The organism is Corallococcus carmarthensis, assembly GCF_003611695.1.
GTDB classification, from domain to species: Bacteria; Myxococcota; Myxococcia; order Myxococcales; family Myxococcaceae; genus Corallococcus; species Corallococcus carmarthensis.
The window spans coordinates 18,286-29,279 of the sequence record NZ_RAWE01000119.1 but is presented as its reverse complement, the minus strand read 5'-3'; the positions used below and the strand labels follow the sequence as shown (position 1 = coordinate 29,279).

At 66.6% G+C, this 10,994-nt stretch carries 16 protein-coding genes; 6 read left to right on the top strand and 10 right to left on the bottom strand.

Features of this window, described 5'->3' with window-relative positions; translation table 11 throughout:
* Positions 1-172: 172 nt before the first annotated feature.
* Complete coding sequence (locus D7X32_RS27215) at positions 173-715, bottom strand: RusA family crossover junction endodeoxyribonuclease (protein ID WP_244239203.1); 543 nt, start codon at positions 713-715, stop codon at positions 173-175.
* A 103-nt stretch (positions 716-818) separates the two neighbouring features.
* On the opposite strand from D7X32_RS27215, the gene D7X32_RS27210 reads away from it, so the two are divergent.
* Entirely contained in the window at positions 819-1,022 is a 204-nt protein-coding gene (locus D7X32_RS27210; protein WP_120605490.1) for a hypothetical protein, read from the top strand.
* A 5-nt stretch (positions 1,023-1,027) separates the two neighbouring features.
* On the opposite strand, the gene D7X32_RS27205 is transcribed toward D7X32_RS27210, so the two are convergent.
* Positions 1,028-1,732: a DNA-methyltransferase gene (locus tag D7X32_RS27205; RefSeq protein ID WP_120605489.1), complete on the bottom strand. Its 705-nt coding sequence runs from the start codon at positions 1,730-1,732 to the stop codon at positions 1,028-1,030.
* A 185-nt stretch (positions 1,733-1,917) separates the two neighbouring features.
* Here D7X32_RS27205 and D7X32_RS46285 point away from each other — a divergent pair, with 185 nt between their 5' ends.
* Positions 1,918-2,772 carry a toll/interleukin-1 receptor domain-containing protein gene (locus tag D7X32_RS46285; protein ID WP_208752550.1) on the top strand — a complete coding sequence of 285 codons (855 nt, stop codon included), beginning with the start codon at positions 1,918-1,920 and terminating at the stop codon, positions 2,770-2,772.
* A 130-nt stretch (positions 2,773-2,902) separates the two neighbouring features.
* Here the strand turns inward: D7X32_RS46285 and D7X32_RS27195 are convergent, their stop codons facing one another.
* From D7X32_RS27195 to D7X32_RS27185, 3 genes are read right to left on the bottom strand one after another with little or no spacing between them, the layout of a single operon-like run.
* Positions 2,903-3,097 carry a hypothetical protein gene (locus tag D7X32_RS27195; protein WP_120605487.1) on the bottom strand — a complete coding sequence of 65 codons (195 nt, stop codon included), beginning with the start codon at positions 3,095-3,097 and terminating at the stop codon, positions 2,903-2,905.
* 38 nt (positions 3,098-3,135) lie between these two features.
* Positions 3,136-3,741, bottom strand: a complete 606-nt coding sequence (locus D7X32_RS27190; protein WP_244239202.1) for a hypothetical protein — start codon at positions 3,739-3,741, stop codon at positions 3,136-3,138.
* Between the two features lie 52 nt (positions 3,742-3,793).
* Positions 3,794-4,021 carry a hypothetical protein gene (locus D7X32_RS27185; RefSeq protein ID WP_120605486.1) on the bottom strand — a complete coding sequence of 76 codons (228 nt, stop codon included), beginning with the start codon at positions 4,019-4,021 and terminating at the stop codon, positions 3,794-3,796.
* Between the two features lie 316 nt (positions 4,022-4,337).
* Between D7X32_RS27185 and D7X32_RS27180 the strand changes: the two genes are divergently transcribed.
* A complete protein-coding gene (locus tag D7X32_RS27180; RefSeq protein WP_147450284.1) occupies positions 4,338-4,934 on the top strand; it encodes a hypothetical protein in 597 nt (198 codons plus the stop codon).
* 21 nt (positions 4,935-4,955) lie between these two features.
* Here D7X32_RS27180 and D7X32_RS27175 read toward each other — a convergent pair whose 3' ends face one another.
* A complete protein-coding gene (locus tag D7X32_RS27175) occupies positions 4,956-5,408 on the bottom strand; it encodes a C40 family peptidase (RefSeq protein ID WP_244239201.1) in 453 nt (150 codons plus the stop codon).
* Positions 5,409-5,515: 107 nt separating this feature from the next.
* Between D7X32_RS27175 and D7X32_RS45095 the strand changes: the two genes are divergently transcribed.
* A complete protein-coding gene (locus tag D7X32_RS45095; protein ID WP_147450283.1) occupies positions 5,516-6,289 on the top strand; it encodes a Cthe_2314 family HEPN domain-containing protein in 774 nt (257 codons plus the stop codon).
* Positions 6,290-6,339: 50 nt separating this feature from the next.
* On the opposite strand, the gene D7X32_RS27170 is transcribed toward D7X32_RS45095, so the two are convergent.
* From D7X32_RS27170 to D7X32_RS27160, 3 genes are all read right to left on the bottom strand, one after another.
* Positions 6,340-6,726: a hypothetical protein gene (locus D7X32_RS27170; RefSeq protein ID WP_120605484.1), complete on the bottom strand. Its 387-nt coding sequence runs from the start codon at positions 6,724-6,726 to the stop codon at positions 6,340-6,342.
* Between the two features lie 184 nt (positions 6,727-6,910).
* Positions 6,911-7,138, bottom strand: a complete 228-nt coding sequence (locus D7X32_RS27165; protein ID WP_120605483.1) for a hypothetical protein — start codon at positions 7,136-7,138, stop codon at positions 6,911-6,913.
* 411 nt (positions 7,139-7,549) lie between these two features.
* On the bottom strand, positions 7,550-7,807 hold the full coding sequence (locus tag D7X32_RS27160; RefSeq protein WP_147450282.1) for a hypothetical protein: 258 nt from the start codon (positions 7,805-7,807) through the stop codon (positions 7,550-7,552).
* Positions 7,808-8,311: 504 nt separating this feature from the next.
* Between D7X32_RS27160 and D7X32_RS27155 the strand changes: the two genes are divergently transcribed.
* Together D7X32_RS27155 and D7X32_RS27150 are read left to right on the top strand one after the other, a co-directional pair.
* On the top strand, positions 8,312-8,878 hold the full coding sequence (locus D7X32_RS27155; protein WP_120605481.1) for a hypothetical protein: 567 nt from the start codon (positions 8,312-8,314) through the stop codon (positions 8,876-8,878).
* Positions 8,879-8,897: 19 nt separating this feature from the next.
* Positions 8,898-10,415, top strand: a complete 1,518-nt coding sequence (locus tag D7X32_RS27150; protein ID WP_120605480.1) for a terminase large subunit domain-containing protein — start codon at positions 8,898-8,900, stop codon at positions 10,413-10,415.
* Between the two features lie 9 nt (positions 10,416-10,424).
* On the opposite strand, the gene D7X32_RS45090 is transcribed toward D7X32_RS27150, so the two are convergent.
* Positions 10,425-10,955 (bottom strand): hypothetical protein, encoded by a 531-nt coding sequence (locus tag D7X32_RS45090; RefSeq protein WP_147450281.1) that lies wholly within the window; start codon positions 10,953-10,955, stop codon positions 10,425-10,427.
* Positions 10,956-10,994: the final 39 nt, after the last annotated feature.

The window sequence follows — 10,994 nt, the reverse complement described above, 5'->3', positions numbered from 1 at the left end:
GGAGGGCAGCGGCAAGACGAAGGGCACAGGCGGGCATCGAGGACTCCTGCCCGTGCGCACGCGCGCAGGGGCGGTATACTGGCGTCCCCAGCGGTGCTCCCCTAGCGCTCCTGGCCTGTACGGGCTCGACCGTCATCCCCGGTCGGGCCCGTCGTCTTTTCCGCTACCACGCCTACCCGACAGCGCCACCCGCCCGGCCCCGCCTCACTGCGGGCGTCGCCAGGTCCGCCAGGCTCTTCCGGGATGCCTTTCCCTTCGCCTTCGCCTTCGCCGCGCGGTTCCGGTTCCGTGTGGCTCGCGCCTTCGCGGCCCTCTCCGCCCGGGCCTGCCGGTGAGCGGCGGCCTCCTCCGGCGTGGCGTGCCGCGCTGCCGTGGCCACGAGCTCAACACGGGGTGCCATCGCGTCGTCCGCGCGCTCCGCGTGGATGGCCACCACCTGCTCGTCATCCAGCCAGGCCAGCCCGTTGAGGGCGTCCCCGAGCACCTTCAGCGTGTTGTCCAGGTCGCCCACGCGGCGCGGACGGTACGCGGTGAGGAAGAGGCGCACGGGGCCAGCCAGCGGCCGGGCGCCGGTGGCCGCCACCAGCCGGGCCACACTCGCCTTGTAGGCTAGAGCCTCGCCGGAGGGCACCAGTCCGCGCCCCCGGGAGGGCTTCCAGTACGTGTTCGCACTGGGTGGGTACGGCAGCACCAGCCGCACCTCGCAAGGCGTCACGTCGCTACCGCTTACCGGGCACCCGCTGCTGTCCATGCCAAGACAGAAGGGGCGGCGCAGCGATGTGACGGCACGCCTCCTGCTTTTCCCTGGGCGAATGAACATGACGACGAGGGAGGCGCTGGCGAGGCGCCTGGGGCGGGCGGAGCTGGAGTTGCAGCGGGCGCAGCGGGAGTCGGACGGAAGTCCAGCCGCGCGGACACGGCTGGAAGCGGCACGGATTGAGTACCGCGCGGCCGAGCACCACGCCCAACAGGTGCTCGGCGCGCGCGTGGCGCTGGAGGTCGTGGAGCACCTCAGCGCGTAAGACCATCAGGCCGCTCGCGCCAGGGCGGTGCCGGCCTCCAGTCGGTGGGCAGCGGCCTCGCAGTAGCGCTCCTCGAGCTCAACGCCCACGGCGCGCAGCCCGAGCTGCTGCGCGGCCACCAGCGTCGCGCCGGAGCCGGCGAACGGGTCCAGGACGAGGCCGCCATCCGGGCACGCGCGCTCGAGCAGGTAGGCCAGCAGGTTGACCGGCTTCTCGGTGGGGTGCGTTCTCTTCGCGTTGGGCACCGGTGGGTAGCCGGAGAGGACCGCCCCGTGCCGCTTTCCGGCAAGGCGGCGCCGCTTCGAGCCGGTGGCGTGCAAGATCACCTCGTAATCCGGCGCGAAGCTGGCGGCGCAGTCACCCATGCCGCCTCGAGCCTTCCACCACATCAACGCTCCCTTGACGCGCAGGTGCGAGGACGTCGCGTCGAAGAAGTCAGGCCAGCTCTGCCAGTGGCAATAGACGAACGCGTGCAAGTCTGCCTTCAGCGCGGGGCCAGCCGCGGTGAGTGCCTGGCGGAAGACGCGCATGCCCTGGCGGGAGCCGTCCGCGCGGATAGCTGCGCCGCTCCGGCCTTTGGCCTCGTAGGCCATCCCATAGGGCGGGTCGGTGAGCAGTACGTCCACGGATTCGGACGTGAGTCCGGGCAGCAGGTCGCGGCAGTCGCCGTGGTACAGGGTGATGGTGTTGGTCTGGAAGTAGGGCTTCACTCTGGGGGCCTCATCTGGGACATGGCGCGGGGGGCGCACCACGCGCGTGATGCACGCGGGATGCCAGCCAGTTCACACCCCACCCCACATCAACCGCCACCGGCCCTTGACAGTCAGTCGAGATCGCAACCAGGAACCAGGATGCCGGCCCCCCTGACGCTGCAAATAGCCGCCGAACGCTCGATATGAACCTCGCTGACAACATGCTGACTGGATACAAAATCCTCGTTGAAATGCGTCACCCTGACCGCTTGAATACTTGGCCTGTTCTCACGGGCTGCAATGGCATGCTTGGCTTCTCCGGAGAGCATCTCATTTTAGTATTGCGCCACACCGGGCTGCCATCGTCCCGAGCGTACGAAACAATAAGCCGATCAATGATTCGCGAAATCACCAAAGAGACGCCGATAAGCGACTCAAACAAGGAGTCTGTCCGCAGGGCGGTGCGCCACGCATTGCTCCTCAGCCCGAGCGACATTGTCTTGATCCTCAAAAGCCGGGGTCCACTTCCCGCCGAGCCATCAGATGCACCGTTTCACGTGACACCTGAATCTGTTGCATCCGAGTTGTTCGATGCCCTGCTTTACCACGAATTCGTACTTGGACTTGTCCCAATGAAGATCTTCCTCAGCCACAAAGGCATCGACAAAGCAATGGTTCGCGAATACAAACAAACCCTGATGCAATTGGGGTTTGCGCCCTGGCTCGATGAAGACGCCATGCCAGCCGGCACGGTCCTTGAGCGAGGGATTCTCAAGGGCTTCGAGGAGTCCTGCGCAGCCGTGTTCTTTGTCACGCCCAACTTCGTTGACGAAAATTATCTCGCAACTGAAGTCGAGTACGCCATTCAGCAGAAGAGAAAAAAGGGAGAACGGTTTGCAATCATCACTCTTGTCTTCTCAGAGGGCAACCGAAAGGGAGCGGTCCCAGCATTGCTCCACAACTACGTCTACAAGGAGCCCGCCGGTCATCTAGACGGACTACGTGCAATCCTCTCTGGTCTCCCAGTTCAGACTGGGGAAGTTCGATGGAAGCTTTAGCGACACTCTGTTGACGGCAATGCGTTCCTGGCCAGCCAATCCGTCCTCTGACCAGCTTGCCCTGCAGCCCAACACACGAATTCCTATGCCGGACTAGGACGGCCCGCCCCAATTATTGGAGCGGGCCGTATCACTTCAATCCGAATGTGTACCGGATGCCCGCGCCGGCCATCCGCTCTCGCTGGTTGGCCTCCGCCAAGCCGAAGACGCCCAGGTTCTCTCGGAGCCGCACACCGCCCTCCAGGCGCGCGTAGGCGCCCGTGAGGGAGGAGACGCCCGCCTGGGCCTCTAGATATCCGGTGCGCACCGGAACGTCGCTCAGCACCCGCGACAGCCCCGCGGCGACTTCACGCCGCGGGGCATCTAAGGGACCGACGCCACCGCCGCCGTGACGGCCGAGTCCAGCGCGGCGGTGCTGCCGATGGCGCCGAGCGCCGCCTCCAGCGCCTCCGCGCGCACCTTCACGTCGGCCTTCTGCGCGCCGTGGATGGAGGCGAACTCCAGCTTCACGGCCTCCTGCTCCCAGGGCTTCAGCGGGCGCCAGCCGTTGGCCTTCAGCCAGGAGTCCGCCACCTCCAGGCCCTTGGCCACCTTGTCGAGGGCGTTCTCCTCCTCGTCCATCGCGGCGAAGTCTTCCACCATGTGGAAGGCGTGGAAGGCCACAGTGGCGACGATGCGCTTGCGCCGGGTGGTGAGCCAGGTGCCGCCGGCGAAGAGGCCGACTGCGCCGGCCACGAGGCCCAGGGCCAGGGTGATGTTGGTGGGGGTGAGCAGCGCGTCCAGGAGGACGGAGCTGGTGGACGCCTGGGCGAGGAGGACCGGCGCGGCGTCCAGGGCCGCGAGCGCGACGGGCGCGGAGACGAGGGTCGGCTCCGCGCCGGTGGGCGTGGAGGCGTGGGCCAGGGCCAGGGGCGCGGTGAGGAGGGCCGCGAGCGCGGCGGTGGTGACGAGGGTGAGGCGCTTCTTCATGGTGCTGCTCCTGCGTGGTGCGAGTGGGACTGCACCACGCAGAAGGGGCGGCTCAGACGCCCGGCTGCGGCTCCCGCGTGGGCGTCGACGTGGGCGGCGTCAGGAACTCGGACACCGCGCGCACGCTGGCCAGCCACGCGGCGCGCACCAGCGGCGGGCAGGCCTCGAAGGCGGGGAGCTGGGCACCCGTCACCGCGGAGCGCCCGCCGGTCGTGCCGCAGTAGGCGGTGTACGCGCGGGCGGCCAGGTGGAGTTCGGCGCCCCCGGCGTTGGCGAGCATCGCCTCCGCGGTGGCGAGCAGCTCGGGCGGCAGGGTGTACGGCGTGGGGGGGGCGTGGACATGCGGGTGTTCCTCCAGGTGCTGCGGGTGGACTGCACGGCACTAGGAGGAAGGGGTGGCTTGCCCAGCTACCCGTCGGAGGTATTCCCCGCGTCATGGATGCGCCGCCTACTACCGCGCCATGCACGTACTGAATTGGCTGGGACCGGGCATCGAGGCGCGTGTCTGCTGGGGGCGAGGCGGCCCCGCTGCGCTGCAGGAGGCGGCACGCGTTGGCGTGCTCTCCCCGTCCAGGGCGTTGCGTATCGCCAGGGAGATGCCACTCCTGGCTCTGGAGGATGCGGTGCGCCGGGTGGGCTTCGAGCGGTTCCAGGACGCGGAGTTGGATCCGCTCGTGACGGAGACGCAACGGGCCGTGCTCGCGGACGCGGCCGATCTGACGATGTCATGCCGGGAGCTGCTGGAGCGGTGGATGCAGCTGCGGTGGGCGGCGCACGGGAGGCACTCGGTGACGGTGCCCAATGCGCTGGCGCTCGCCGTCCGGGGCATGGAACTCCACGGCTACACCTGCAACGACGTGACGGTGCCCGAGCTCACGCTCCACGTGTCGGTCCCTCTCGTTGCTGGAATCACGCTCCCGGATGCGAGTGGCCGCGATTGGCCCGTCACGGACATGCTGATTGCGTCGGAGGGGAACGGACGGCAGTGGCGCGTGCTGCTTGAGGCTCCCGGCGACGCGCCCCAGCGACAGACCATCGCCGCCGTCAGGATTGACTGGCCCTCCGGCGTGTCCGTCGACGAGGCGGTCGACCGACACGCGCGGGAGGCGGCGCCCGGCGTCGACTGGAGAGGGGCGTGGCGGTGGATTCTGGGCGTGGTGCTCGCCCGCCAATCCTCGCAAACCCAGGCGTAGTCTCGCGTGCTCCTGCGCGCGTCAGGAGACGAAGGGCAGGCGCCGGAAGCCCAGCAGGTCGGGCCGGTACGCCACGCGCGTGAAGGCCTTCACCTTCGCGTCCGCGCGCGCCGCGTCCTCCAGCGTGAGCGTCTTGCTGCCGCCCCCGGACGCGCCCACCACCACGCCCGCGCCCACGTGCACCATGACGTGGTCCGGGTCCCCGGCCTTGCCGTACAGCACCAGGTCCCCGGGCTGCAGGTCCGGCACGCTCGCCACCGGCGCGCACTCCGCCCACAGCCGGTCCGTGTTGTGCGTCGCCCGCCAGTCCTTCCCGCCCACCTGATGGAAGGCCCACGTCACGAGGCCGGAGCAGTCGAAGAGCCGCGGGCCTTCCTTCGACACCGGCATGCCCTTCGCGCCCCAGCGGTAGGGCGCGTGCATCTGCGCGAGGACGAGGGCGAGGAAGGCGGCGCGCTGCGAGGTGGTGGACACGGCGGGCTCCAGGAGCTGCGGGTGTTCACCGGAGAAGGGGCGCCCTTTGGCCCGCCACCAATGGCAGGGTTATTCTGACACTACTGCCGCGCACCTTGGAGGCCGCTGTGACGAACATCAACAACCATGCACTACTGAAGGCAATCGTAGAAAACAGCAAAATCGGCATAGATACGGCTGAGGCGCTCGCCAAGAACTACCGAGAGACAGGAACATTTCGAACAACAAAAACCGCCCAACTATCTCCTGCGGAGTATTACCATCATCAGGTTCGCTCCTATGTCAACTCACTTCTCTCCTCTCTTGAGAGAATGGGTGAAGCTCAATTTTACCTCCAAAACCTTCCTCAGGGGGAGGCGTTCTCTAAGCAGGGAATAACGGAGGACAAGTGGATTGAATATCACTACTGCAACCATCTCGTCATTGCGTATAGCCTATACGACACCGCCCTAATTCTAACCAACTCAACATTTCGCCTCGGCCTCAAAGAAAAAGACTGCAATGATAGTACTGTCAAGATGAATGACTGGGTGCGCGCCACCCCTGTCAAAGAGGCTCTCGACGGGCTTTCCAATGCGACCGGACTTCATAGGCAGGACCGCAACCTCTATGTTCATCGCGGCGAAATACCAATCATTGAAGAGATCGACGACCTCAAGTTTGTCGGTCTCGCGAGTCGATTTGGAGCCCTCTCTCACAAACTGCGGATTGAGACGACCCTAAGGGAAGCCTACGTCGAAGCAGTCGGTGAGATTGGTGTAGACATGAGGTCCAAGCTAGATGCCGCGACCGCAACAATCGAGAGGCTTTTTGACGCTTTACTGCCTGTCTATGGCCAGCAGGCCAAGTTCCTGTCGGCTACGGGTAAGTCCAAGGGCTGAGCTTCCGTTTCAGCATGCACGGCGTCCCTGACGGCTACCACAATAGGGGCTCACGGGTGGCCAGGGCCCGTGTCCTTGGCCACCACGTTGGCCGCGTGCTGGAGCTGCCGGGATGTGCGCTCTCCCATCAGCACAGTGACGTGGTTCACCGCCTGGTGTAGCTGCGGCCGCGCGGCGCCCATCCAGTCTTCCAGGGCCCGGAGGCGCAGGTCCTGCGTCTGGAGCTTCGCGCCGTGCTCGTTCACCACGCGCAGCTCCGTCTTGATGTCGCGCACGTCCTGAGCCACCGCGCCCAGCGACTGCACCAGCAGGGGCACCTGGTCCACGGCGGACTCGTGCTTCGTCTGCCGGCGCGACAGCAGCCCGTTGAGGAGCGGGACGAGGAGTTGGCTCACGGCCAGGATGAGGACGGCAGACTCGGTGCTGACGGGGGGCATGCCCGGACAGAAGGGGCGGCCTCGCCTGGGAGCGCCGCGCCCTCCGTGGAGCGAACCCACTCCTGGCTCAACCGCGGCCGGCGCCTACTGGCTCGCTGGAGGAAGCGAGAGGACGCCTACGTGGCGATGCCGCGCTTCGCACTGGGCATCATCACCTGTTTCCACTCGTTCCGGCCGAAATAGGCTATGGGCGAAAGACGCGCCCCTCAACGGCACGCTCGATCTGCTCGGCAATCTCCTCGCCGATTTGAAATTCTCGCTCATGCCCTTCGGGGATGTGAGCCAAGTCGCTGGTCCCTTTCTTCATAAGGTCCTTGGTTTTGGCAATGATGCCTTTCAGGACGCTCGACTTACGGCCTTCGGGGATGTGGCTCGGGATGGTGATCGTGACCGTGATCGTGCTGTTCGACATGTCTTTCCTCTGTGGATTTGGCGACCTACCGGGCGGCAAGCGCCTGACTATCATGAGTGCCTCTTCTGGCAGGGGCCACTCCAGACCGAAGGTTGCTCGGGCGAGGACGTGGTTCTTCCTCCAACCGGAACGGGCTCTCAACCCTCCTGGTGACTACGCGGTTGCAGCTAGGCGGGCGGATTTATTCCGACCTTCGCGGGGCTCACCCGGGAGCGTGTGGACTTCGCGGCGCGGCGGCTTCCCACGGCTGCCACGCCCACCGGGACAGATCGCCCAGCGCAGGTACGAGGATGCGGCCCCAGCGAGCACTGCGGGCGTCCTCGTGGAAGCCGCGAGGGAGCGCCACGCCGGCCGGGCACTGCGGCGCCGGGCACGGCAGGTCCTCGCGGGTGCGCGGGCAGGGGCAGCACGTCAAAGCCCCAGCTCCGCGCGCCACCCGGGAACGAACATGTCCAGTTCCGTGGGCGCGAACCCACCGCGCTCCGCGAGCCGCGCCAGCGACTGGTCCGTGCCGTAACGCCGCGAGTACTCGGCGTAGGCGCGGTCGGCCAGGTTCCACGGGATGGTCCTGGGTATCCCGTTGTCGAGGTCCTTCTGAATCACGAGGAGGGGGAAGCGGCGCTCGGTCATGGCGAGCAGAAGGGGCGCGGCGCTCGCAGGCACCTTCACTCAGCCGGTCTGGGGGGCAGGCCACAGATGATGGTCTTGCGGCTACAGCCCCGGCAGTGGACAGAGGCGGCCGGACGCACCCGGTTGACGGTGTACTGCACCTCAACCGGAGACGAGCACGCCGGGCAGAGCAACGGCTCCGGGAGACGAGCCAGCGTCTCCACCAGGTGCTCAAGTTCATCCCAGTCCTTGGGCTGCTCGGTTTGCGGCGCCATGGCCCCGACGCTGGCGCAGTCGAGGGGAGCACAACAAGGAGCGTGCCACCCGGGCCACTAACAGCCCCCTGGGGTGGAAAACCCGACATGTAGGACAAACTTAGGATTGCTCGGCGCGCTGCAATCTTGCGACGCGGAAAACTCCCAGAATTTCCCGGCGATCTCTGAGACGACCCCCTGATTTTTTGGGCCCTGCGCGTTCCTGGCGGCCCGCTGGCGCGTCTTCCGCGCTCGCACGTGGGCGGGAACGGCCCGGCGGGCGCGTGCGTTGGCGCCCCTTCTGGAAGGCATGGCCCGCCACCGCGACTCCGGGGCCGAGCGCGAGCCCGACGAGGCCGTGAGTCTCGACCCGCTCAACAGGTACAAGCCGCTCGGCAAGCCCGGGCCGACGACGACGTTGACCGAGCAGCTCACCTTCCAGCTGTGCCGGCACGTCGCGGCCGGACTCACGCTGCGCGATGCGGCCGCGCTGGTCGGTACCACAGACACCGTCGTCCAGGGCTGGCGTGCCCGCGGCACCGAGGCCATCGAGCGCGGGGAGACGAACCTCTACACGGCCTTCGTCATGGAGTACGAGGCGGCCGGCGCGCACTTCCGCCGGACGCTCCACGAGGCCCAGCTGGAGAACATCGGCAACCGCAACTTCAACGACAAGTGGCTGCGCTGGCGACTGGGGTTGAGCGACCCGAAGAACTTCACCCTGCCCCGCACCACGGGAGCCGCCGGCGGCGACGGCAGCGCCCCCGAGCTCGTCTCGCCGGAGGAGGCCCAGAAGGCGCTCGCGGAGCGCATGGCCCGCTTCCTCTCCAGCGAGGACAAGCGAAAGGTGCTGCTCACACCGATGGTCGAGGAGTAGCCGCCCCTTCTCGGAGGGCATGGCCAAGGCCGCTCCCGTCACCGCGGGGAAGGACCCGCTCCGGGGCCTTCCCGTCATCCGCCCCGAGACGCACGGGCGCCACTCGCTCATCGACCGGCTCGCACTCGACCTGCGCGAGCGCTTTGGTTCCCCCGAGGACTTCGCGGCCCGTCTGGGCATGTCGAAGCACGAGCTGCTCGCGCTCTACTACGAGCCCGAGAACTCGCTCCGGCCCACCCAGCAGCCGCCGGACATGGTCGCCGCGGAGTACTCCCGCTGGCGCACCTGGTTCCTGCTGGGCGGGCGCGGCGCCGGCAAGACGCACGCGGGCGCCTGCTCCGTGCTGCGCGAGGCGCGGCTGGACCCGGAGGCGCGCATCCTCATCGTCGGGCCCACGTACACGGAGATCATCAAGAACCAGCTGGAGGGCCCCAGCGGAGTCCTCACCCTGGCGCGGCCGGAGTTCCGTCCAGAGCACCTGAAGTCGAAGAAGCAGCTCATCTTCCCCAACGGCGTGAAGGCGGACTACCTGCCGGCGGCGGACGCGGACAAGTTCCGCGGCTACGGCTACACCTTCGAGTGGTTGGACGAAATCGTGGCGTGGAAGAAGGACCCCGTCGCCGTCTGGAACGAGTGCTGCCGCGTGGGACGCGGCACCTCGAAGCGGATGCGCGAGCTGGGCCTCTCCAGCCGCAAGGTCATCACCACCACGCCCGCGCCCACGGAGCTCTTCCGCGAGATTCTCAAGCAGCGCCGGGGCCTCGTCTTGTCGTGCTCCAACACCCTGGACAACAGCGCCCACCTGGATGGCGACTACGCGCTGCAGGCCCTGGACGCGAAGAAGAGCCCCATCGGCCGGCGCGAGTTCTGGGGTGAGCTGGCGTTCGACCTGGACCCGGCTCTCTTCCGGGGCGTGGACTGGAACGCCTCGCGCGTGAAGCCGAAGGACCAGCCCCCCCTCTTCGATTTCATCGTCATCGGCCTGGACCCGGCGACCGGGGAGAAGAAGGGCGCGGACGAGCACGGCATCGTGGTGGTGGGCGTGCGCCGCGAGGAGGACGGGCGCGACCACGCCTACGTGCTTGCGGACCTCTCCCTGAAGAGCCCGGAGCCGGCGGCCTGGGCGAAGAAGGCGGTGGCCGCGCTCAAGGCCTGGGAGCCCTTTGCCCAGAAGGATGGCGGTGGGCGGCCGCGTGCGTGGATCTTCGCGGAGACAAACACGGGCGGCAGCATGGTGACTGCCACCATCCACACCCTGGCGAAGGTGAAGGTGCTCACCGAGCGCGCGCGCAACTCGAAGGCGGAGCGCGCCGCGCCCGTCTCCATGCTCGCAGCGGCCGGCCTCGTCCACATGGTGGGCAAGCACGAGAAGCTCGAGGAGCAGCTCGGCAAGTTCACCGGAGCACCTGGCGGCCACGCGCGGGACGACCGCGTGGACGCCATGGTGTGGCCCATCTACAAGCACGTCGTGAAGATGCGGCGCAACATTGGCGCCGCGGCGATCCCAGAGTCAGTCGCTGAACACGGTCCAGAATAGACCGCCGACTCAGGGCTTAGGAGGAAGCGCATCCTTCTTTGACGTCCAGTGCTCATGTTCCGCCCGCTCTGCGAGCCGTACAAGCAGGGCAAACATTTCGTCATTCGAAGAAAGCTGGCTCGGCTCGTAATAGTCAGACCATGCAACAACCGGCGTCGAGTTGCCCAGGAACCCATCGACAATGCGAACAAACACCAGCCCCCTCACGTCTTGAGAGAACTTGAGCCGCGCCGGACTATCGGAAACATAATCCATGGCGCGATTGGTGTTATTCCTCTCAAATCCAACCCCAGGACCGCTCACAACAACCTCAAACCCCTTGTGATCAATTTCAGTCTGAAGGTGCTGGACTTTCAGCTTAAATCTTGAGCCGCCGCAATCTGGTAGCCATCGATTGATATCTTCAGCAACCGCATTGACAGCCTTCCATGCTTTTTCCGACGCACTATCCACCCACTCCTTCCGACGTCTCTCGACCCCCTGGAATGATTGCTCAATCCTTACAAGCGCGTTGGCCGCCTTGAAGTATTCTTGCGACATCCTACCCCCTTGTAGTGCAGGTCCAGCCGACCAATGTAG

Coding starts and splice junctions, on each gene's coding strand:
- D7X32_RS46285 (WP_208752550.1), top strand. CDS start 1,918: ATGAACCTCGCTGACAACATGCTGACTGGATACAAAATCCTCGTTGAA.
- D7X32_RS27190 (WP_244239202.1), bottom strand. CDS start 3,741: ATGAAGAAGCGCCTCACCCTCGTCACCACCGCCGCGCTCGCGGCCCTC.
- D7X32_RS27150 (WP_120605480.1), top strand. CDS start 8,898: ATGGCCAAGGCCGCTCCCGTCACCGCGGGGAAGGACCCGCTCCGGGGC.
- D7X32_RS45090 (WP_147450281.1), bottom strand. CDS start 10,955: ATGTCGCAAGAATACTTCAAGGCGGCCAACGCGCTTGTAAGGATTGAG.
- D7X32_RS27210 (WP_120605490.1), top strand. CDS start 819: ATGACGACGAGGGAGGCGCTGGCGAGGCGCCTGGGGCGGGCGGAGCTG.
- D7X32_RS27155 (WP_120605481.1), top strand. CDS start 8,312: ATGGCCCGCCACCGCGACTCCGGGGCCGAGCGCGAGCCCGACGAGGCC.
- D7X32_RS27185 (WP_120605486.1), bottom strand. CDS start 4,021: ATGCTCGCCAACGCCGGGGGCGCCGAACTCCACCTGGCCGCCCGCGCG.
- D7X32_RS27180 (WP_147450284.1), top strand. CDS start 4,338: ATGCCACTCCTGGCTCTGGAGGATGCGGTGCGCCGGGTGGGCTTCGAG.
- D7X32_RS27170 (WP_120605484.1), bottom strand. CDS start 6,726: ATGCCCCCCGTCAGCACCGAGTCTGCCGTCCTCATCCTGGCCGTGAGC.
- D7X32_RS27165 (WP_120605483.1), bottom strand. CDS start 7,138: ATGTCGAACAGCACGATCACGGTCACGATCACCATCCCGAGCCACATC.